Annotated in this window: 15 protein-coding genes; 14 read left to right on the top strand and 1 reads right to left on the bottom strand. The window is 69.8% G+C overall.

From position 1 onward, the window contains the following. Window positions 1–242: 242 nt before the first annotated feature. The 5 genes from HUA76_RS12635 to HUA76_RS12615 all read left to right on the top strand — a co-directional run bounded on the left by HUA76_RS12635 (window position 243) and on the right by HUA76_RS12615 (window position 7544). Window positions 243–614 (top strand): hypothetical protein, encoded by a 372-nt coding sequence (locus tag HUA76_RS12635; protein ID WP_141649270.1) that lies wholly within the window; start codon window positions 243–245, stop codon window positions 612–614. Next, window positions 611–5797, top strand: coding sequence for a hypothetical protein (locus tag HUA76_RS12630; protein WP_174460959.1), 5187 nt, complete (start codon window positions 611–613; stop codon window positions 5795–5797). Before HUA76_RS12635 ends, HUA76_RS12630 begins: the two co-directional genes overlap by 4 nt. Then, entirely contained in the window at window positions 5794–6522 is a 729-nt protein-coding gene (locus tag HUA76_RS12625; protein ID WP_174460958.1) for a hypothetical protein, read from the top strand. Before HUA76_RS12630 ends, HUA76_RS12625 begins: the two co-directional genes overlap by 4 nt. An 86-nt stretch (window positions 6523–6608) precedes the next feature. Beyond that, a complete protein-coding gene (locus tag HUA76_RS12620) occupies window positions 6609–6770 on the top strand; it encodes a hypothetical protein (RefSeq protein ID WP_174460957.1) in 162 nt (53 codons plus the stop codon). A gap of 36 nt (window positions 6771–6806) precedes the next feature. After that, window positions 6807–7544 (top strand): hypothetical protein, encoded by a 738-nt coding sequence (locus HUA76_RS12615; protein WP_174460956.1) that lies wholly within the window; start codon window positions 6807–6809, stop codon window positions 7542–7544. A gap of 18 nt (window positions 7545–7562) precedes the next feature. Here HUA76_RS12615 and HUA76_RS12610 read toward each other — a convergent pair whose 3' ends face one another. Next, window positions 7563–8216 (bottom strand): hypothetical protein, encoded by a 654-nt coding sequence (locus tag HUA76_RS12610; protein WP_217439542.1) that lies wholly within the window; start codon window positions 8214–8216, stop codon window positions 7563–7565. A 753-nt stretch (window positions 8217–8969) separates the two neighbouring features. Here HUA76_RS12610 and HUA76_RS12605 point away from each other — a divergent pair. The 9 genes from HUA76_RS12605 to HUA76_RS12565 are packed head-to-tail and all read left to right on the top strand — an operon-like array spanning window position 8970 to window position 21908. Further along, window positions 8970–9722, top strand: a complete 753-nt coding sequence (locus HUA76_RS12605; RefSeq protein WP_174460954.1) for a hypothetical protein — start codon at window positions 8970–8972, stop codon at window positions 9720–9722. 45 nt (window positions 9723–9767) lie between these two features. Further along, the gene (locus tag HUA76_RS12600; RefSeq protein ID WP_174460953.1) at window positions 9768–10994 is read left to right on the top strand and encodes an ROK family transcriptional regulator; all 1227 of its coding nucleotides are present in this window, start codon (window positions 9768–9770) and stop codon (window positions 10992–10994) included. Further along, on the top strand, window positions 10991–11836 hold the full coding sequence (locus HUA76_RS12595; RefSeq protein WP_174454249.1) for a family 16 glycosylhydrolase: 846 nt from the start codon (window positions 10991–10993) through the stop codon (window positions 11834–11836). The genes HUA76_RS12600 and HUA76_RS12595 overlap by 4 nt, the downstream gene beginning before the upstream one ends. Next, the gene (locus HUA76_RS12590; RefSeq protein ID WP_174460952.1) at window positions 11833–13488 is read left to right on the top strand and encodes an ABC transporter substrate-binding protein; all 1656 of its coding nucleotides are present in this window, start codon (window positions 11833–11835) and stop codon (window positions 13486–13488) included. The genes HUA76_RS12595 and HUA76_RS12590 overlap by 4 nt, the downstream gene beginning before the upstream one ends. 2 nt (window positions 13489–13490) lie before the next feature. Then, entirely contained in the window at window positions 13491–14471 is a 981-nt protein-coding gene (locus tag HUA76_RS12585) for an ABC transporter permease (RefSeq protein WP_141644429.1), read from the top strand. Next, window positions 14464–16233 (top strand): dipeptide/oligopeptide/nickel ABC transporter permease/ATP-binding protein, encoded by a 1770-nt coding sequence (locus HUA76_RS12580; protein WP_174460951.1) that lies wholly within the window; start codon window positions 14464–14466, stop codon window positions 16231–16233. Before HUA76_RS12585 ends, HUA76_RS12580 begins: the two co-directional genes overlap by 8 nt. Continuing rightward, window positions 16230–17225, top strand: coding sequence for an ABC transporter ATP-binding protein (locus HUA76_RS12575; RefSeq protein WP_174460950.1), 996 nt, complete (start codon window positions 16230–16232; stop codon window positions 17223–17225). Before HUA76_RS12580 ends, HUA76_RS12575 begins: the two co-directional genes overlap by 4 nt. Then, window positions 17206–18576 carry a GH1 family beta-glucosidase gene (locus HUA76_RS12570; protein ID WP_174460949.1) on the top strand — a complete coding sequence of 457 codons (1371 nt, stop codon included), beginning with the start codon at window positions 17206–17208 and terminating at the stop codon, window positions 18574–18576. The genes HUA76_RS12575 and HUA76_RS12570 overlap by 20 nt, the downstream gene beginning before the upstream one ends. Further along, on the top strand, window positions 18573–21908 hold the full coding sequence (locus HUA76_RS12565; protein ID WP_174460948.1) for a glycoside hydrolase family 2 TIM barrel-domain containing protein: 3336 nt from the start codon (window positions 18573–18575) through the stop codon (window positions 21906–21908). The genes HUA76_RS12570 and HUA76_RS12565 overlap by 4 nt, the downstream gene beginning before the upstream one ends. Window positions 21909–21913: the final 5 nt, after the last annotated feature.

Here is a 21913-nt window from a genome sequence, read left to right as displayed (position 1 = left end):
CGCGTGGCGGACGACCAGGGGCCCGGGCACGCCAACGCCTTCACCGGAACGCCGCCTCGGCGGTGGAGGAGTTGCCCACGAGCGTTCGAGCAATCTGACCTCGTGGGTTTCACCGGAACACGAGGCGGAAGGACGCGCCGCCTCCGTTGCGGGACTCGTGAGGGACGCCTTATCGTTTCGCCTCAGTCCTGGAAGCACGGTTGCGCGGGGGGCCAGGAATTCAGGCTCGATAAGGCACCCCTTTGTTGATCATCCGTGACGAGCAGAAGCAGGTCTTCCAACAGGAGTCGCGTCGACGGTTCGAGGTCCTCCTCGCCGCCTTCCTGCGAGAGCACTACCCCGCGGCCCGCCGCATGGCACCCGAGCAGCTCTCCGGGTTCGTCCACACGCAGGTCAGCAAGGCCGGGCCCTATGGGCTGGTGAGCCGGCGCGGCGCGGCGCTGTTCGTGGCGGCCGCCTGGCATCTGGGTGACGGCTTCGACCTGCGGTTGCGCGGAGGAAAGCGGCCCATCTTCGGCCGCGACACGTTCCCCTCTGAGCGCGAGGCGATGCTCGAGGACCTGCTCCACGAGTTGGGCGCGGGCGTGCCCGCCGGAGAGGGGGCCGGACGATGAGCGACACCTTCGACGATGACCCGCGCTCCAGGCCCCCGTTTCGTCCCGCCCCTTCGTCCTCGAAGCCCCCCCATGGAGAGCCGCCCCACAAGCAGAGGACCCCCGCGAGTGGCACCTTCCCGCCCCCGTTGGAGGACGAGCCGAACCTGACGGACGACAGCGACTCCGAGACCGAGGCCGTCGTCCCAGGAGAGTGGCGCCCCTCCACCCGACTGAAGGGGCCCAAGGCCCTGGACGGTGGACAGAAGCGCGTTCACGGGAACTGGGATCCGCCTTCGGGCTCGGAAAGCGACGACAGCGACGACGACAGTGATGACGACAGTGGGGACGACTCCCAGTCCCCCATCATCCACGACAAGAAACGCACTCGGTACAGATACGCGCGGACAGGAGAGCCCGAGTACCCATTCTTCCCTCCGCGGGCGTCGTCCTCGATGGACGTCGACCTGGTGGTCCTCCCCTGCGACCCCCCTTCACCGCCCCCCTTCGTCCCTGAGATGGAGGAGGACGAGGGCCCCGAGGAGACGGAGGGCTGGTTCTATGCCACCGCCAGCAAGTACGAACCCGATGACACAGGGGAGCGCGCCCTGGTGTGGTTGGACCTCGTCGAGGAGGAGTGGTTCGACGAGCGCGCGGAGCTGGAGCGACAGGAGTTCCATCGCCAGAACCGGTGGACGCCCCTCTGGGAGCTGGAGTTCCAGGCGGACGGCTACCGCCATGAGGCGGGAGTCCCCACCGTCACCGTCGTCGTGGGGAACAGCAAGTTCCACATCCAGGAAGGCATCTGGTTCCGGGTCAGGGTTTCGTCCACCCGTCCCACCATGGACGTCGACAACGGCCCCCTGGAGGTGTCGTGCTACCGGCAGTTCCCCTCGCTGAAGTTCGGGCCCGAGCAGACCTGGTGGGTGCTGGAACTGGAGGCGATTGGGGACCAGGGCAAGGAGCTGGCGCGCATCTATTCCATCCGCCCCGAGGACAGCACGGGCCAGCAGAGCACCAGCCTCAACCAGCACGTGTCCTATGTCGGCGTGTTCGACATCGGTCAGGGCAACTGCAACGCCCTCTTCGACGCGAATGGCCACCCGTTCGCCTACTTCGACTTCGGCCTGGGGGACGACAAGTCCCACAAGTACACGCGCCCGACGAACTACCAGCCCTGCATGGCCGGCAACCCCGTGGTCATCCTGTCGCACTTCGACACGGACCACCGGCAGCTCGCGGTGGAGAAGCCGCAGGCCATGCACCTGCCCTGGCTGGTCATCGAGAACAAGCCCGTCACCAGTGACAGGAACTTCTTCAACGCGCTGACCCACGTCCGCGTCATCTCCAACAACCAGCTCTGCTTCGAGGAATACCCCTGGGGCTTCGTGCTGCGCGCGGACTGGCCGGGCCACCACAACAGGGAGATCGACAAGAACGAGATTGGCCTCGCGGCGCTGGTGCGCGTGCAGGACGACAGCAACGCGCCGCCCATCGGCCAGCGCCGGGCGCTCGACGCGGGCGGCACGCGGCCAGAGCTGTTCCCGGAAGAGCGCTACGTCCTGCTCACTGGCGATGCGATGTTCCAGCACATCGCCTCGTGTCGCGCGGGAGACCTGGACGGCAAGGTGGTCGGCATCCTCGCGGCCCACCATGGCGCCAAGGACGGCCTGGAGGAGAAGTACATCCCGCTCGCCGCGCCGCCGCTGCACGGCCTGCCGCCCACGGTGGTGTACTCCTACGGCATCTTCTTCACGGGGAGCCTCAAGAACAAGGTCGGCAAGCACGGCTACGCGAAGAACGGCGGCGCGGGACACCCCTTCCCCGAAGCCGTCGACATGTACCGCGTGCGCGGCTACCACTACGTCCAGAAGACGGCGGAGGACATCGACGTCACCCTCATCAACACGAACACGAACGTCCTCGTGGTCCACCCCCGCCATGGAAAGGAACACAACGACAACGTCACCCTGAGCGGGGCCGCGCATGCGGTCTACAACGCGGGGCCGCACCCCATCCACAAGCTGGACGAGGACCACTACACCTTCCCGGTGCCTCGCGACGGCACGCCGAGGGTCGAAGCGGGCATCCTGTCCACCTGCGCCGTGCGCGTCTTCGACGCGGGTCCGAACACCTGGTGCTTCATTCGCAAGCCCGGGCACGGCCTCTCGGATGGAGACATCGTGGCCATCGCCGGGACGTCCAACGACAACCCGGCCATCGCCATCCACCGGTGTGACAAGAACTACGTCGCGGCGCCGCTCTCCGTCCTGGCCAGCCAGTTGGACGCGGATGGCACCCTGAATGGAGCGCCAGCCGCCGTCTACCACCTGCCCGCCAACCACTGCCTCGTCCGCCACGAGCGGCACGGCCTGGACGCCCACGGCGCGCCCCAGGTCAACCTGAACGGCGTGGGCCTGAACCCTGTCACCGTGCTGGACGAGGACCACTACATCTGGCCCCTGTCCACCAACGCCACGGCGACGCCCACCGTGAACAAGGTCGCCACCGCGGGCGTCACCGTGACGCTCATCGCGGTGCCCACCGGCGACGCGCTGGTCGTGGACCCGGGCCCCGCGCGCACACCCGGCATCCAGGTCCGCCTGCGCAAGTACGACGGTGGCGGCTTCCCCGCGGCGCTGACGCAGATGCCGCTGCAGCCCGTCCCTGGCGTCGCCGGCTACTACACCGTCGATCAATGCCATCACAAGAATGACTCCTCCCCCATGCGCATGGAGCTCAACGGCGTGGTGGGCCAGCGTCGCCACTGCCTGCTGGGCTGGAGGGGACCCGGGACGCCGCCCGTAGGGCTCGCCGCGACGAACATCCAGGCGGCCACCACGGCGTATGAGCAGGCCGCCGCGCGTGTCTCCCACTGCTACGCCCAGGCCCAGGCGGCGACGCTCGTCGGGGGCGCGGCGGAGGCCGCGAGCAAGGTGACCGGCAACTCCGCGGCCGACGTGGCGGACGAGGCCGAGACGGAAATGACGGGCGCGGCCTTCGTGAACCTCCATCCCACGGCGGCGACCAAGATGGCCCTCCGCGACGCGATTCTCGCGGCGCGCGGCGAGCCCAATCGCAGCGCGGCCTCTCGCCTCATCAACGGCATCGTGCAGCGGCTGCGGCAGCCCGCCATCCTGGCCAGCCAGGAAGCGGAGCGACAGGCCCGCGCGTCCGTGCAGGTGGTCCACACGAACGGAGGCCCGCTGCCGCTCCAGCTCGTGCATTGCCAGAAGCCGCCCGCGTCCCAACATCCCGTGGCCGCGAAGCCCGTCCCGGAGCCCGTGCTCGGCGTGGGGCCACGCGCCACGGGGACCTCCATGCCCCCGGGCGGCGGCGCTCCCGTCGTCGAGGCCACCGAGTTGCTCACCTTCCCCGCGGGCGAATGCCTGGTGCACCACCCGGCCCATGGGCTCGTGGGGACGAAGCAGGTGAGGCTGCGTGGCACGGGCGTGGCACTCCTGAATGGCGCGCGCAACGCCACCGTCGTCGACGCCCATCACTACCGGCTGGATGCCAGCGCGGGAGCGAACCACGTGCACACGCTGCCGAGCGTGGGCGTGCGCGTGACGCTGATGGACTTCCCCGAGGGCCAGTGCCTGCTTCACCACCCCGGCCAGGGCGCCACGCTGGGCTGCGTCCACGTCGACGGCTCCTCGGCCGGCGCGTGGGATGGCGACCACGAGGTGACGGAAATCATCGACGCGGACCACTACAAGCTGCGCTTCACCAGCGCGGTGGCCAACGGCGAGGCCGCCCAGGTGGACGGCACGGCGGTGACGCTGGACGATGACGGCACCGACACCATCGTCACCCACCTGGCCCATGGACGCGGGCTGGGTCCGGTGGTCGTCACGGAGAGCACGGACCCATCACTCGACGGGCCTCAGCGGGTCGTCGAGATTGTCGACGCGAACACCTACCGCACGGACAAGACGAGCCCAGTGAACGTGCATGCGACGGCGAAGCTGGGCGGGGTGGATGTCGTCCTGGACGCGGACCTCACGGGAAGTGTCGTCACCCACGCGAACCATGGACGAGGGCTGCGAATGGTGAAGCTCCAGGGCGCCAGCGTGCCCGCCTACGACGGCGCCCACCCTGTCGCCCGGAACCTGGACGCGGACTGGTCCCTCCTGGACGTGTCCCAGGGTGCGGCGGCGGAAGTCACCGGGCAGGTCGCCGGCAACAACGTCACGCTGCTGGACAAGGCCCCCACCGAAAGCCTCCTGCGCCAGACGCAAGCCGACGGCTTCTGGGGCACGGCCCAGGTGGAGTTGGTGGGCTCCACCGGCCACTTCCACGACGGCGAGCGCACGCTCGCGAACGTGGGCGGCACCCCCTCGCTGCGCACGCTTCCGCGCAACGAGAAGGTCTATCGCAAGGATGAGGTGGACCTCTTCGTCCCGGTGACGGTGGTGGACCACATGGGCAACCAGGCGGTGGCGCGTCACCCCAACCATGGCCTCAAGGGCGCGCCCATCGTCACCATCAACGGCGCCGCGGTCATCGCGCTGAACGCGGCGCATGCCGCCACCGTGGTGGACTCCAACCACTATGCCCTGCCCCTGGGCGCTCCCGCCGCCGCGGTCCAGAACATCACCTCGCAGGTGACGCGAACCCCGCTGGCCATCGCCGGACCGGCGGCTCCCGCCCAGGGAACCCCCAGGCATGGCGTCACCCTCAGCGTGATGGGAATCGCGGCGCTGAACGGGCACCACCAGACCGCTCAGGTCATCGATGAGACGAGCTACGAGTTGGCCATCACCACCGGCGCCGTCCACCTCGGCGTCGCCGGAATGGCGGACACCGGCATGGGGGCGGGCCCCGTGGCCATCACCCTGGATGATGACGGCACCTCCTGCACGGTGACCCACGCGGTGAACCACGACCTGGGCGCGGGCACGGTCACCATCACCGACGGCAACCACGTCGGAGGCACGTATGCCTATAATGGCCTGTATGCCGTTGCGGGCGTCACCGACGACGACTCCTACGACATCACCCTCCCGGTGTCGGGGGTGGTGAGGACCGTCAAGCTGAAGGCCAATGGGCGCACCGCCTACCTCGCGGACGACGGCGCGGGGGTGGGCACCCTGGAGCACTCGAATCCCCACGAGCGCGTCATCCACCTGGCCCCCGCGAACGCCGCGCCGGTCTCATGCCTTCCCGCCGCCTGCGACTTCACCAATCTCACCCAGGCATGAGCACCCACGCGGACAACGAAGGCCGACGGCTGCTCTCCGGCGAGCCGTTATGTGAAGAGGGCAGCTACCTCCAGGCGACGCTCGGCGGGTGGTTCCGCCTGAGTGAGTCCGGCGCCCCCGTGCTGCTCACCGTGGAGCACCTGTTGACGCCGGACCCCATCAGGGCCGCGTCCGCGTGCCTCGCGGTAGGAGGCCCGCCGCCGCGCCTGCGCTGGCAGGGGGAAGACGCCATCGTGAACCGCCGTCCCGAGGGGCGCTGGCTGTGCCACGCCACGTCGGGCGAGCGCGTCGCCAGGGTGCTGGCCTCGGGAGTCCGACCCGAGACGGGACACCAGGGTCCGCTCGACGCCTGCATCGCCGCGCCCGTGGCCCCGTCGCTCGGCTCGGACGAGTACCCGCCGCTGCCCTGGGTGCCCCGCGTCGCGGAGCCTCGCGAGGGCAGCACCGTGCTCAAGTTCACCCGGCGGGGCGGACTGCGTCACGGCCGCATCCTCTGCGTGAGCGAGTCTGGAGACGAGGTGCTCGTCACCTCCACCAGTGAGCAGCCCTTCGCGGTGGAAGGCGACTCGGGCGCGCTCCTCATCGACGTGGAGGCCCGTGCCGCCATCGGGATGCACGTGGGTGAGGTCTACATGCGCTACGTAAAGGAGCGTCAGTGGGCCGTGTTGTGGCGGGCCCGTCCACTGCCGCTCCTGATGAAGGCCTTTCACCTGCGGCCCTACTGAACAGCCCTCACACGCGCACCGGGGACTCCGTCGCGAAGGACACACGGGCTTCAAGGTGCCTGCGCCGTCCTGCCCCACCCACGTCCGTGGCCCGAGGGTCGCGGTGGGGTGGCAGGGACAGCCTGCTCGGCGAGAACTTCCGCATCGCCCAGCCGTACAATGGCGGCCACGCGCCCATGCCCGTGTTCTCCCACGAGTTCCTCGTCACGCTCACCGCCCTGTTCGACCCTGGCCTGAGCGAGCTGTAGCCACGCCAGGTCTTCCCTCTGGAGTCTCGCCCGACCATGAGCACGCACGGCCACGGCAAAGGCCCCCGGCTCATCGCCGGAGAGCCGCTGAGTGAGGAGGGCAGCCCCTACGAGACCTCCCTCGGAGGCTGGTTCCGCCTGCGTGAATCCGGCGACCCCGTGCTGCTCACCGTGGAGCACCGGCTGGGACCACCCGTCCTCCCACCGGCGCCCGGCGGCCTCACGATGGGAGGAGGACTGGTGCCACAACCTCCACCGTATTCGCGGGGAGAGGACGGCATCGTGGACCGCCGTCCCGAGGGGCGCTGGCTCCGCCACGTCATCACCCAGACCCGGGTCGCCCAGGTGATGGCCACGGAAGCCAGGCAGTGGAGCCCCTCGGGCCTGCTCGACGCCTGCATCGCCGCGCCCCTGGACCCGGCGGAGCGTGGCACGGGCGAGTACCCACCCGTGTCCTGGGTGCCCCGGGTGGCGGCGCCCCGCGTGGGCAGCACCGTGATGAAGTACACCTCCCGGGGAGGCCTGCATCGCGGCCGCATCATCTCCGTGGGCGAGGACGGACAAGAAGTGCTCGTCACGGCCACGGATGACCGGCCCTTCTCGATATCGGGTGAGCCGGGCGCGCTCCTCATCGACCTGGAGGCCCGCGCCGCCGTCGCGCTGTACCTGGGCGACGTCTACATGCGAGGCGTGAACGAACGACAGTGGGCCGTGCTGTGGAGCGCGCGCCCCCTGCCGCTCCTCATGGAAGCCTTCCGCCTGGCGCCGTTCTGAGCACCCCGCGCACGCGACTCAAGGGTGACGCTCCAGGACGATGTCCCGGCGCGCGAGCCACACGCCAGAGGCCGTGCGCGACAGCTTCACGATGCCACTTCCACCGCGAAGCTCCTGCTTCTCGCGGTAGCGCGGCGTCACGCCAAACTCGCCGTCGAACACGACGTCATCGACGTGGTACGCGGGCCGCCCCGGCTCGCCAATGAACAGGTGTACGTGCGCCGGCAGGGTGTCGTTCGGATAGGGCGCGGGCTTGATGGTTTCGAACGCATAGACGCCGTCCCCACCCGTCCTCGCCCACCCGCGCAACCGACCATGGCGACGGCTCCACTCGGACTCCCGCGTACCATTCGCATAGAGCCCGGCCGCGTTGGTGTGATGCGCGTAGATGACGACACCCGCGACGGGCTCGCGTGACTGAGCGCTCAACACCCGTCCCGTCAGCGTCATCCGTTCTCCGGGCTCCTCGGCGCTCGACAGCCAGACGGTGGGAACCAGCCGCTCCGGCACCCGCTCCGCGACGGCTTCACATCCCTCGCAGGCGTAGAGCTGGGCCCTGACGCGGGGCGCCACGGGGACGGCTTCCGCTGGGACCGCGCAGGTGCATGCCACCACACTCACGGCGCAGGACCCCAGCCCCAGCACGACGGAACGCCGACTCAGCTCTCGCATGAAGCCTCACAACAGGCGGCGCACCTCCGGATTCCAATCCCCTCGGACGTCCCGCGCGGACCTGGCTCCGTTCAACCCGGTGCATCGACACGACCAGCCTGGTGACGCGGGCCGGCGCGCTCCTGGCCCTCTCCATGACGCGCCCGCCAGCCGAGGGCGCGGAGCCCTTCCTTCTCGCGCTGGATGAAACTGTTCAAGGCGGCGGGCCCACGCTATGGTGGCAGCCGCTGTCGTCATTCCACTCGGAGCCGGACGTGAGCCTCACCCCGTCCAGCGCCCCACCTGGGTGACCCGGCACCTCCCACCCTGAACTTTGTTCGCCGTCCGAACAAAGTTTCGAGCGCCCCTCCAGGCGGCATTCTCGCCGCGCGTGGCCCCACTCGGCGGGCTCGAAGCGCCCCTCGTGCCCTCTTATCCCTCTCACGTCACGGTCGCCGCGACGCGTCAGGCAATGGGACGGGCCGCGCGCGGCGCCGTGTCTGGGTTTGGCGTCAAGGCCCTGTCACGCGGCGGCTTGCAATCCAACCAACGTCGCTGGTACTTTCTTCGTCACTCGAACGAATGAAGCACGGTTCGTGACGGAGTGACGGTGAGCCCCGGGGGTGTGGGCGGATGGGCACGGCGTGATTCACCTCACTCTCCTCTGAAGCAGAGCGCCTTTCTTGACGCATCGCACCACGCGAGCGTCGGTTCCTTGCGTCGTCTGGTTTCTTCGCAGTGCGAACGAAGTTTTCCAGCAGGGAGGGGAAGCCCATGCAACACAAGCGTTTCGCCTGGACGTGTGCCGCGGCGGGGTTGCTCGCCACGATGAGCCTGCTCGGTGCATGTGACCCGGAGGAGGATGACAAGACGCCCGACCCCCAGACTGACGCGGGGACGAAGCCCGACTCGGGAACTCCGGACTCAGGACAGCCGGACGCGGGGCCCGTGGACTCGGGGGTGCCGGACGCGGGTCCGCCAGACTCCGGGACTCCCGACGCGGGCGAGCCGGACGCGGGGCCTCCTGACGCGGGCCCCACCACGGCGCTTCCCCTGACGGTGGACGGAACGTGGGCGCCCAGCGGCTACATGGGCGACGGCGCGTCGGGCGGCATCGTCTCCGCGCCCGAGTGCGCCGCGACGCGGCCGGGCACGGGCAAGGGCGACTGCCACAAGTTCACCTATACGGCGGGCGGCGGCAACTGGGGCGGCGTGTGGTGGCAGTACCCCGAGAGCAACTGGGGTGACCTGCCCGGCTTCGAGGTCCCCGAGGGCGCGTCCGTCCTGTCCTTCTATGCGTGGGGAGCCACGGGAGGTGAGGTCGTCAAGTTCCTGGTGGGTCTGAGTACTACGGCCGACGGCTTCAGCCTCGATACCGGAGACCAGACGCTCACGGCGGAGCCAAAGGAGTACACAATCGACGTCAGCCGCGTCCGATACCGGAAGGTGGTGGGTGGTTTCGGCTGGGTAGCGGGGGGCAAGCCGACCCCGGTCGTCTTCTACGTCGACGACATCCAGTGGAGATGACACCCACCGCGCCTTCCGCGCGGCGGAATGGAGCGTAAGGGGACGATGAAAGTGGGAACGGCGGCACTGACGGTCGACGCGGCGGGCATGCGGGCGCAGAACAGCAGCCTGCTGCTCAACATGATCTGGCGCGAGCGCCAGATTTCCCGGGCGGAGATTGCCCGGAGGACGGAGCTGAGCCCGTCCACCGTGTCGGCCATCGTCGCGGACCTGGAGCACTCGGGGCTGGTGCGCAGCATCGGCGCCGGCGTCTCCCGAGGCGGCCGTCGCCCCACCCTCATCGGCTTCCGGGATGACGCCTTCAGCATCCTCGGCGTGGAGATGGGCGCCACCCACGTCACCGTGGTCCTCACGGACCTGCGGGGCCGGGTGCGCACCCACCGCAGCGCCGCACAGCAGGTTCGCAACGACCCGGAGGGCACACTGAAGACGGTGCGGACATTGGTGCAGGAGTGCCTGGACGCCGAGCGCGTTCCCCGGCGCTCCGTCGTGGGCCTGGGCGTGGCCGCGCCCAGCCCGGTGCACCCGTCCGCGCCCGGGAAGATGTCCCCGCTCATCCTGCCGGCGTGGCGCGGCTACGACGTGCGGGAGGCCTTGAGCACCACGTTCGACCTGCCGGTGTTCGTGGACAACGACGCGAACCTCGGCGCGCTGTCGGAGTGCTACTGGGGCGCGGGCACCAGCGGCGAGGACCTGACGTACATCAAGCTGGCCACGGGCATCGGCTCCGGCCACATCATCCACGGCGACGTGTACCGCGGCGCCGGAGGCACGGCCGGAGAGATTGGCCACATCGCCGTCGACTCCGCGGGGCCTCCGTGCCTGTGCGGACTGCGCGGCTGCCTCGTCACCCTCATCGGCTCCGGGGCGCTGGTGGAGCGCGCGCGGGAGCTGATGGGCACCAAGGGCCGCAAGGCTCCGACGATTCGCGAGATTGTCGAAGGCGCGCGCGCGGGCGACCCGGCGGCGCGGCAAATCATCGATGGGCTGGGCCAGTACCTGGGCGTCGCCGTCGCGGGCCTGCTCAACCTGCTCAACCCCGCCATCGTCGTGCTCGGCGGGGAAATCTCCTCCGTGGGCGACCTCTTGTTGGACCCGTTGCGGGCGTCGGTGCGCAAGCGCGCGCTGTCCACGTCCATGGCGGAGACGCGCATCGTCACGTCCGCGCTGGGCGACAAGTCCATCGCGGTGGGCGCGGCCACACTCGTGCTCCAGGCGGCCCTCCGGGACCGCACGTTATTTCCCCTCCAACACGTCGGAAAAACCGCATGACGCCCAGCCGACTCCTCCCGTGGTTCGCGCTCCTGGGATGCATGGCCTGTGACCCGGCCCGCTCAGGACGCACCGACCCGCCCCCCACCACCGTCCAGCCCTCGCATCAGGATTGGAAGCTGGTGTGGCAGGACGAGTTCGACGGACCGGCGGGCACGCCACCTTCCACCGAGCGGTGGAGCGCGGACGTCGGAGGAGACGGCTGGGGCAACGGCCAGTACGAGCACAACACCGCGCGGCCGGAGAACGCTTCGCTGGACGGCGAGGGGCGCCTGGTCATCACCGCGCGGCGCGAGCGCTACCAGGGCAACGACTACACCTCCGCGCGCCTCACCACGCGCGGCAAGTTCGAGCGGACCTACGGGCGCTTCGAGGCGCGCATCCAGCTGCCCACGGGCAAGGGCATCTGGCCCGCCTTCTGGATGCTGGGCGCGAACTTCAACCAGGTGGGTTGGCCCACGTGCGGCGAAATCGACATCATGGAGCACCGGGGCCAGCTGCCCGCCATCGTCCGGGGCTCGCTGCACGGACCGGGGTATTCGGGCGGGGAGAACGTGGGCCAGGAGCACGTCGTCGCGGGCGGCAGGCTCTACGAGGACTTCCACGTCTTCGCGGTGGAGTGGGACCCCGACCGCATCCGCTGGTTCGTGGATGACATCGCCTTCATGGAGGTGACACCCCGGGACCTGCCGGGCAACGCCCGCTGGGTGTTCGACCATCCGCACTTTCTCATCCTCAACGTCGCGGTGGGAGGCGGCTTCGTGGGCCCGGTGGACGGCACCACGCAGTTCCCCCAGCAGATGCGGGTGGACTACGTGCGCGCCTACTCGAGGGTGGAATGAGGCCCGCGGGCCTCGTCACCTCCGCCCTCCTCCTGCTTCTGTGCGCGGCGTGCTCGAACGAGCCCCGTCCGCGTCCGCCGGGGACCCTGTTCGTCTCCGTGGAGCAGCAGAGCGCGTGGGTGCGCAACTTCAACCCGCTCTTCCCGGGCGCGGGCTCTCGCTGGCCCACGCGCGCGGGCGTCTACGAGTGCCTGGAGCTCTACACACCGTCCAAGGGTGACTACCAGCCGTGGCTGGCCACGGGGCACGCGTGGTCCGAGGACCGCCGCACCCTGCGCTTCACGCTGCGCGAGGGCGTGCGCTGGTCCGACGGAAAGCCCTTCACCGCCGAGGACGTGGCCTACACCTTCCAGTTGCTGCGCAAGCACGCGGCCCTGGACGCGGGCGGCGTGTGGCGCTTCCTGGCGGACGTGCGCGCCGAAGGGCCGCACACGGTGGCCTTCCAGTTCTCGCGCACGTTCATCCCCGGCTTCGGGGACCTGGCCGCGCAGCCCATCGTCCCGCGCCACATCTGGGAGCGGGTGGCGGACCCGGTGACGTTCACGAATCCCAACCCCGTGGCCACCGGTCCGTTCACGCAGGTGAGTGTCTTCCGCAATCAGGTGTACGAACTGAGCCGCAACCCGTACTACTGGCAGCCCGGCAAGCCCGCCGTCAGGGCGCTGCGCTTCCTGGCCTTCCCCACCAATGACCAGGCGAACCTGGCGCTGGTGGAGGGCGAGGTGGACTGGGCGGGCAACTTCGTCCCCGCGGTGGACCGCACCTTCGTCGCCAGGGACCCGAAGCACCACGCGCGCTGGTTCCCGCTCTTCGGCAGCACCGTCTTCCTCTACCCCAACACCACCCAGCCCCCGCTGAACGACGTGCGCGTGCGCAAGGCGCTGAGCATGGCGTTGGACCGGGAGCGGCTGGTCGAAATCGCCATGTATGGCTACACGCGGCCGGCGGACGCCACGGGCCTCAACGACGCGTACACGGGCTGGCGGGACGCGGACGTCGCGGACGACGCGTGGGTGCGCCACGACGCGAAGGAGGCCGCGCGGCTCCTGGACGAGGCGGGGCTCACGCGGGGGCCCGACGGGCTGCGCCGCCAGGCGGACGGCAGCCCGCTGACGCTGGACATCGAAGTGGTGGGCGGCTGGTCGGACTGGGTGCGCGCGGGGCAGGTCGTCGCGCGGGACTTGCGCAAGCTGGGCCTCCAGGCGCAGCTGCGCACGTACGAGTTCAGCGCGTGGCAGGCGCGACTCCAGAAGGGGGAGTTCCAGCTCGCCATCTCCTGGTCGCTGGACGGCCCCACGCCGTACACCTTCTACAAGTGGATGCTGTCGTCCGCGACGGTGCGTCCGGTGGGCGAGGTGGCTCCCGCCAACTGGCAGCGCTACGGCGACAAGGAGACGGACGCGCTGCTGGAGCGCTTCGAAGTCACCGACTCGCGCGAGGAGCAGCAGGCGCTGATGGCGCAGGTGCAGCGGCGCTTCTCCGAGACGGCGCCGGCGATTCCGTTGTTCCCGAACCCGTCCTGGGGCGAGTCCAACTCCAAGCGCTTCACGGGCTTTCCCACCGAGGCGAACCCCTACGCCCGGCTTTCGCCCCACGCCGAGCCCGACAGCCTGCTGGTGCTGACGGCGCTCGCCCCGAGGGAGGCGCCCTGACCATGCGCTACGTGCTCCGCAGGCTCGGCTTCTACCTGCTCGCCGCGTGGGCCTCGCTGACGATGAACTTCGTCATCCCGAGGCTCGCGCCGGGAGACCCGGCCACGGCGATGTTCGCCCGCTTCGAGGGCCGCATCTCCCCCGAGGCGCTGGTGGCCCTGAAGACGGCGTTCGGCTTCACGGATGCGCCGTGGCACGTGCAGTACTTCACGTACCTGAAGCACCTGCTGACCGGGGATTTGGGCCTGTCGTACGCGTACTACCCGTCGCCCGTGTCGGAGGTCATCGGCACGGGCCTGTTGTGGACGCTGGGGCTGGCCGGGTGCGCGGTCATCATCAGCTTCGCGGTGGGGACGATGCTGGGCGTGCTGGCCGCGTGGAACCGGGGCGGTTGGCTGGACTCCGCGCTGGCGCCCGCGCTCGCCTTCCTGGGGGCCTTTCCCTACTTCTGGCTGGCCATGCTGGCCCTGTACCTCTTCGGCTTCGGGCTGGGCTGGTTCCCGCTGCGTCACGCGTACTCGCACGACGTGGAGCCCGGGGCGACGCTCACCTTCCTCGCGGACGTGGGGCGGCATGCGGTGCTGCCGGCGACGTCCATCGTCGTGGCCACGCTCGGCGGGTGGATGCTGAGCATGCGCAACACCATGGTGGCGGTGCTGGGCACGGACACGCTGCGGCTGGCGCACGCGAAGGGCCTGCCGCCCCGCCAGGTGATGCTGCGCTATGCGGCGCGCAATGCGCTGCTGCCCAACGTCACCGGCTTCGGCATGGCACTGGGCTTCGTGCTGAGCGGCTCGCTGCTGACGGAAATCGTCTTCTCGTATCCGGGCACCGGCTACCTGCTCATCCTCGCGGTGCGCAACCAGGACTACCCGCTGATGCAGGGGCTCTTCCTGGTCATCACGCTGGCGGTGCTCGCCGCGAACTTCGCCGTGGACCTGCTCTGCCTCTGGCTGGACCCGAGGACCCGCGCCCATGCGTGACACCCTTCGACGCTTGCTCCGCCAGCGCAAGGCGGCGGTGGGAGGCACCCTCCTCCTGGGCTTCCTCCTCGTCGCGCTGGTGGGCCCGTGGTTCGTGATGGACCCGACGGAGCTGATGGGCCAGCCCCACCAGCCGCCTTCGAGTGCCCACTGGTTCGGCACGACGGGCCAGGGCCAGGACGTGCTCGCGCAGACGGTGGTGGGCGCGCGGGAGACGCTGGCCATCGGCTTCGCGGTGGGCGCGCTCGTCACGCTGGTGGGCGCGCTGGTGGGCATCACCGCCGGCTACCTGGGCCGCCGCGTGGATGACGCGCTGACGCTCACCACCAACATCTTCCTGGTCATCCCGGGCCTGCCGCTGGCCATCGTCCTGGGCGCCTACCTGCCCTCCGGTCCGTTCCGCATGGTGGTGGTGCTCACCTTCGCGGGCTGGGCGTGGAACGCGCGCGTCTTCCGCGCGGAGGCGCTGTCGCTGCGAGGTCGGGACTTCGTCGCGGCGGCCGTCGTCGCCGGAGAGAGCCACCTGCGCATCATCACCCGCGAGCTGCTGCCCAACATGGCCTCGCTCGTGGCCTCGTCGTTCATTGGCAACACGCTGTACGCCGTGGGCGCGCAGGTGGGCCTGGAGTTCCTGGGCCTGGGTGACGTGGGCTCGGTGACGTGGGGCACCAACCTCTACTGGGCCGGCAACGACGCGGCGCTCCTGACGCGCTCCTGGTGGATTTTCGTCCCCACGGGCATCTGCATCGCGCTGGTGGGCTTCTCGCTCACGCTGCTCAGCTCCGCCATCGACGAGCTGACCAACCCCTCGCTTCGCGCCCCTCCGAAGGCGCCCAGCGCCGCGGCGGTGCGCGCCGTCGCCTCGCCCGCGCAGGAGGCCGCCACGCCCGGCGCGCTCTTGAGCGTGCGTGAGCTGTCCATCGAGTACATGACGCAGGCGGGCCCCTCCCGCGTGGTGGACCAGGTGTCCCTGGACATCGCCCCCGGCGAGGTGTTCGGCCTCGCGGGCGAGTCCGGCAGCGGCAAGTCCACGCTGGGCTCCGCGCTGTTGCGCCTGCTGCCCTCGTCGGCGGCCATCACCCACGGACGCATCCTCTTCGACGGAACGGACGTCACCGCGTTGTCGCCGGAGGCGCTGCGCGCCTTCCGGTGGAGCCGTGTGTCCATGGTGTTCCAGAGCGCGATGAGCGCGCTCAACCCGGTGCTCACGCTGGGCGAGCAGTTCCACGACACGCTCGCGGCACATGGCGGCAGCTCGCGCGCGTCCTCGTATGCGCGGGCCCGTGAGCTGCTCGGCATGGTGGGGCTCAAGCCCGAGCTGGTGGACGCGTGGCCGCACCAGCTCTCCGGAGGCATGCGCCAGCGCGTGGGTATCGCCCTGGCCCTGGCCCTGGAGCCCCGGCTGGTGGTGATGGACGAGCCCACCACCGCGCTCGACGTAGTGGTGCAGAAGGAGCTGCTCCAGCGTGTGGTGGAGCTGAAGGAGCGGCTGGGCTTCGCGGTCCTCTTCATCACGCATGACCTGCCACTGCTGCTCGCGCTGGCGGACCGCGTGGGCATCCTCCAGGCCGGCAAGCTGGTGGAGGTGGACACCGCGCAGCGCCTGCGCACCGACGCACGGCATCCGTACACGCGCCTGTTGCTGTCGTCCTTCCCTCACCTGGGCGCGGCCGACGCGCCGACGCCGGCACCCGACGTGCTGGAGCAGGCCACCAGCGCGCTGAAGCCGCCGCTCGCCGCGTCCCCCGGAGGTCGTCGATGAGCCCTCCCCTGCTGGAAGCCTCGTGCCTGAATCGGAGCTTCCCCGTGGGCGGCTTCCTGTCCCACGCGCGCCGCAAGGTGCTGACGGATGTGTCCTTCTCGCTGGAGCGCGGAGAAATCCTCGCGCTCGTCGGCGAGTCTGGCAGCGGCAAGTCCACGCTGGCCCGCCTGCTGGCGCGGCTGGACACCCCGGACTCGGGCGACATCCTCCTTGGCGGAGAGAACGTGCTCGCCCGCGAGGGCGGCGCCGCGTCACTGGCCTACCGGGGCCGCGTGCAGATGGTGTTCCAGGACCCGTTCGCCTCGCTCAATCCGGTGCACACGGTGGCTTATCACCTGGAGCGCTCGCTGGTGCGCCATGGGCGCGCGCGGGGCGTGGAGCTGACGCGACGGGTGCACGCGCTGCTGGAGTCGGTGGGGCTGACGCCGGCGGAGCAGCTGGCGAAGCGCTATCCGCACGAGCTGTCCGGAGGCCAGCGTCAGCGCGTGGCCGTGGCGCGGGCGCTGGCGGTGGAGCCCGACGTCATCATCGCGGACGAGCCCACCTCCATGCTGGACGTGTCCACGCGCCGGGGGGTGCTCCAGTTGCTCAAGGGCCTCACGCGCGAGCGCGGCATCGGCATCCTCTTCATCACCCACGATCTGGCGAGCGCCCGTCACCTGGCGGACCGCGTGCTGGTGCTCTACGCGGGCTCCGTCGTGGAGACGGGCCGCACCAGCGACGTGCTCCAGGCGCCTCGCCACCCGTATACGCGGCTGTTGTTGTCGGCCGTTCCGGATGGCGTGGACTTCCTGCGCACGCCCCTGCCCGCGCGCGTGGCGATCGTGCCCGCGCCTCCTCTGGGGTGTGCCTTCGCGCCCCGCTGTCCTCACGCCGACGTGCGGTGCCACGAGGCGCTTCCTCCCTTTCACCTTCCCGCGGCGGAGCACCACGTCCGCTGCCATCTCGAGTCCTCGAAAGGAGTCCCTGACGATGCGGCAGTTTCCTCATGACTTCGTGTGGGGTGTGGCCACCTCCTCGTACCAGATTGAAGGAGCCACCGACGCCGACGGGCGCGGTGAATCCATCTGGGACCGGTTCGCCGCCACGCCCGGTAAAATCGCCGACGGAACCAACGGCAACGTCGCCTGCGACCACTACCACCGCTGGCGCGAAGACGTGGAGCTGATGCGCTGGATGGGATTGAAGGCGTATCGCTTCTCCGTCGCCTGGCCGCGCGTGTTCCCCATGGGGCGCGGCAAGGTGAACACGGCCGGCCTCGACTTCTACTCGCGGCTGGTCGACGGACTGCTGGAGGTGGGAATCGAGCCTGTCGTCACGCTGTACCACTGGGATTTGCCGCAGGCGCTTCAGGACAAGGGCGGCTGGGCCTCGCGCGACACGGTGAGCGCGTTCGTCGAGTACGCGGACGTGATGAGCCAGAAGCTCGGGGACCGGGTGTCGCGGTGGATTACGCACAACGAACCCTGGTGCATCAGCATCCTGGGCTACGCCAACGGCGAGCATGCCCCCGGCATCAAGGACTGGGGCCAGGCGCTGGCCACGGCCCACCACGTGCTGCTGTCGCATGGACAGGCCGTCCCCGTCATCCGCGCCAACGTGCCCAGGGCGGAGGTCGGCGTCACCCTCAACCTGGTGCCCGCGGAGCCCGCGTCGCCCAGCAAGGAGGACCATGACGCGTGCCGCTCCTTCGACGGCGGCTTCAACCGCTGGTACCTGGACCCGCTCTACGGGAAGGGCTACCCGCGCGACGTGATTGACGACCATGTCGCCGAGGGGCGACTGAAGTCGGACACGCTGCCCTTCGTGCGACAGGGGGACATGGCGGACATCGCCGCGCCCATCGATTTCCTCGGGGTCAACTACTACAACCGAGGCGTCATCCGCAGCGACCGCATCCCCGAGGCGCAGAACGCCCCGCGCACCGTCCACGTCAGCCCCGAGAAGACGGAGATGGACTGGGAGGTGTCGCCCCACGGGCTCACCCAACTGCTCGTGCGGTTGAACCAGGACTACAAGCCCGGCCGCCTCTACGTCACGGAGAACGGGGCCGCCTACGGCACCACGCCGGACGCGGACGGCCGCGTGCGGGACACCAAGCGCGTGCACTACCTGCGCACGCACCTGGAGGCCTCGCTGGAGGCCATCAAGCAGGGCGTGCCGCTCAAGGGCTACTTCGCGTGGTCGCTGCTGGACAACTTCGAGTGGGCGTACGGCTATCAGAAGCGCTTCGGCATGGTCTACGTGGACTACGCGACCCAGAAGCGCATCCCCAAGGACAGCGCGCACCTGTACCGCGCCGTGGTGGCCCAGAACGGGCTGGATGTGGAGCTGGCCGCATGAGAGCCCTGTTCCTCGCACCCCTCCTCGCGGTGGCGCTGTACCAGTCCCCCGTCCACGCCGGGCAGGACGCGCAGCCCGTCCAACCCGGCGGCACGCAACCTCAAACGGCGCCGGTGGAAGCAACTCCGCCGGCCGCCGCTCCTCCCGGTGGCGCGCCGCCCGCGGCCACCACCACGACGCCCTCGGGTCCTCCGAGCCCGGCGCCGTCTCCCGCGCCGCAGCCCCTCACCCTGCAGCCCGTGGACGTCACCGCGGGCGCGGAGCAGGCCACCGTCGTCAAGCTCCAGCGCGACGAGCGCGGCTTCAAGCTGAAGGTGGACGGCCGCGACTTCCTGCTGCGCGGCATGAACTGGGGCTACACGCCCATTGGAGAGAACTACCGCTATTCGCTCTGGAACCAGCCCGACGACTTCGTGCGCGCGGTGCTGGCGCGGGAGATGACGCTGCTGCGCGACATGGGCGTCAACGCCATCCGCCAGTTCGACGACATCCCCCCGCGCTGGGTGGAGTTCATCTTCAAGAACTACGCAATCACCACCGTGGTGAACCCGCTGATGGGCCGCTATGGCGCCACCGTCAACGGCACCTTCGTGCCCAACATCGACTACTCCAACGCCGCGCACCGCAAGGCGCTGCTCGAGGAGCTGGCGAAGAAGGTGGAGGTGTACCGGGGCGTTCCGGGCGTGTTGATGTGGCTGCTCGGCAACGAGAACAACTACGGCCTGCACTGGACCAGCTATGAAATCGAGGCGCTGCCGGGCCAGGAGGACGCCGCGCGCGCGGTGCACCTCTACACGCTGATGGGCGAGGCGGCGCGGACCATCAAGGCCCGCGACGTCAACCACCCGGTGGCGATGGCCAACGGCGACCTCCAGTACATCGACCTCATCGCGAAGCACGCCACCGACATCGACATCTTCGGCGCCAACGTCTACCGGGGCCCCAGCGTCCGGGACTTGTACGAAGAGGTGCTGCGCAAGGTGGACAAGCCGGTGCTCTTCTCGGAGTTCGGCGCGGATGCGTTCAACGCGCGGGACGGCCGTGAGGACCACCTGTCGCAGGCCGAGTACCTGCGCCAGCAGTGGGAGGAAATCTACACGCAGACGTACGGCCAGGGCCGCGTGGGCAACGCGCTGGGCGGCTTCGTCTTCCAGTGGGTGGATGGCTGGTGGAAGGTGGGCCAGGAGGCCAACCTCTCCCTGCACGACACGACGGCGTCGTGGCCCAACGGCGGCTACGCGGCGGACTTCGTGGCCGGTCAGAACAACATGAACGAGGAGTGGTTCGGCATCTGTGCCCTGGGCACGCCGGACGACGCGGGCATCTCCCGCATCCAGCCGCGCACGGCCTACTACGTGTTGCAGGCGGCCTTCCGCCTGGACCCGTACGCGGAGGACACGGACCTGGACCGCATCCACGCGCACTTCGCGGGCCTGCGGCCCTCCGAGCTGTCGAAGAGCTACGAGTCCTCCATCGCCCTGGCGAAGGCGGACGAACTCAGCGCGGTGCGGGTGTCGAACCTGCGCCTCGTCATGGACAGCTCGCTGTCGCGCGGGAGCATCGCGACGACGCGGCCGAACCTGACGGCGGCGGACCACACGGAGTCCATCTTCTTCGACCTGGCGCTCCAGCCCGCCACCGGCGTGTACGGCCGCGCGTCCTTCAACGTGGTGGGCAACGTGGCCACCAACCGCCTCAACAACCTCTTCTACGAGAACCGGGGCACCACGCCGACGCCGACGACGCCGGCACCGGGGGCCTCGCCGACGCCGGGCGTCTCCCAGCCGGGAGTGAATGGCTTTGACCGCTTCGCGCTGTACCAGGCGGAGTTCAAGCTGGACCGCGCGGACTTCGCGCTGGAGGGCTTCTACCGCGTCGGCCACTACCACTGGGGCGAGGAGGGTGACTTCTTCGGCCTGTACCGCGAGGCCAACTACGGGCCGAACATCGACATCTACCACGGCAACGCGCCCTTCGGCGTGGTGCTCAGCGGCAAGCGCTCCTTCGAGGGCTTCAAGCTGGCGGTGGGTCCGGAGCTGTACTGGGGCGCAAACCCATCCGTCGTCGCCAAGTACCGCAAGGGCTTCGGGGACATGGCGCTGACGCTGGTGCATCAGGAGGACATCGCCCGGGGCGCGACGCAGCAGACCGCCTCCGTCATCCGCGAGCGCGTGGCGCGCCGCACGGCGCTGACCTTCGAGTGGAACCGGGGTCCGCTGGCGCTCGACATCGGTGGCATCCTGGCCGCGCCCCAGCGCATCGGCGAGGAGTTCACGTGGACGCGCGAGGCGACGGGCGGTGCCAGCTACATGGGCAGTGGCCAGGAGGTGCTGCGCGACAAGGTGCAGTTCCTCGACACGCTCGGCGCGAAGGCGCGGGCCACGTATGACCTGGGCGGCGTCCGGCTGTTCGCCCAGGGCTCGTTCCGCGGGCTGGTGGCGGACGGTGGTCCCGAGCCGAGCATCGTGCTGACGGGCTGGAGCCTGCGGGAGAGCGGCCGCGGCAACCACTTCGGAGCGCAGGCGGGCGCGGCCTTCCAACTGGGCACCATCGAGGTGGCGCCCAACGTGCTGTACCAGAAGCCGCTCATTGGCCCGAATCCGAACATCCCCGACACGTATGACCAGGACTCGGGCACGTACTTCCCCGCCGTGCGCGCTCGCAACGTGTTGCAGGACGCCTTCACCGTCCTGGACAACCGCGAGACGCTGGGCGCGGAGCTGCTCATCACCTTCGACCCGACGCCGGGGACGTGGTTCTGGGCGTGGGACCGGGAGATGCGCGAGGACGCGCCCTTCGCGGCGGGCCTGGACCTGGTGTACCGCCGACAGCCGACGTCACGGGATGCGAGCATCGCCATCCTCGCGGACGGCAGCGCGGTGGCCTTCGCCGGGGCGCCTCCCGCGCGCGACGAGTGGGAGACGACGCTGCGCATGGTGGGCAACCCCACGCAGCGGCTGAAGCTGTACGGCACGGCCTTCGTGGGCAGCGTGCAGTCCGGAGGCGAGGACGCGCGGCAGGTGCGCCGCTTCGGCCTGGACGCCAACGTGCTGTACGACACGCTGCTGCTCGCCACGCAACTGCGGTTCAACGACTGGGGTCCGTACGACTACCACCGCGTGTTCAACCTCACGTATCCGGTGCAGCTCGGGGGCGACGTGTCCTACGGGCTCAAGCGGCCGGTGCTGGGCGCGGTGTCCACGCGCTTCGGTCTGCGGGGGCTGGTGCGCATGCTGGATGAGTACTCGGAGGGCATGAGCACGACGGCCATCACCGAGGGACTCAAGGGCCGCGAATACGAGGTGGGTGCGTATGCAATCCTTTCGCTCTGAGGGAC

It is taken from the genome of Myxococcus sp. CA056 (assembly GCF_013336715.1).
GTDB lineage: Bacteria > Myxococcota > Myxococcia > Myxococcales > Myxococcaceae > Myxococcus > Myxococcus llanfairpwllgwyngyllgogerychwyrndrobwllllantysiliogogogochensis.
The sequence above is the reverse complement of the archived record's forward strand: the minus strand, read 5'-3'. Positions and strand labels throughout refer to the sequence as shown.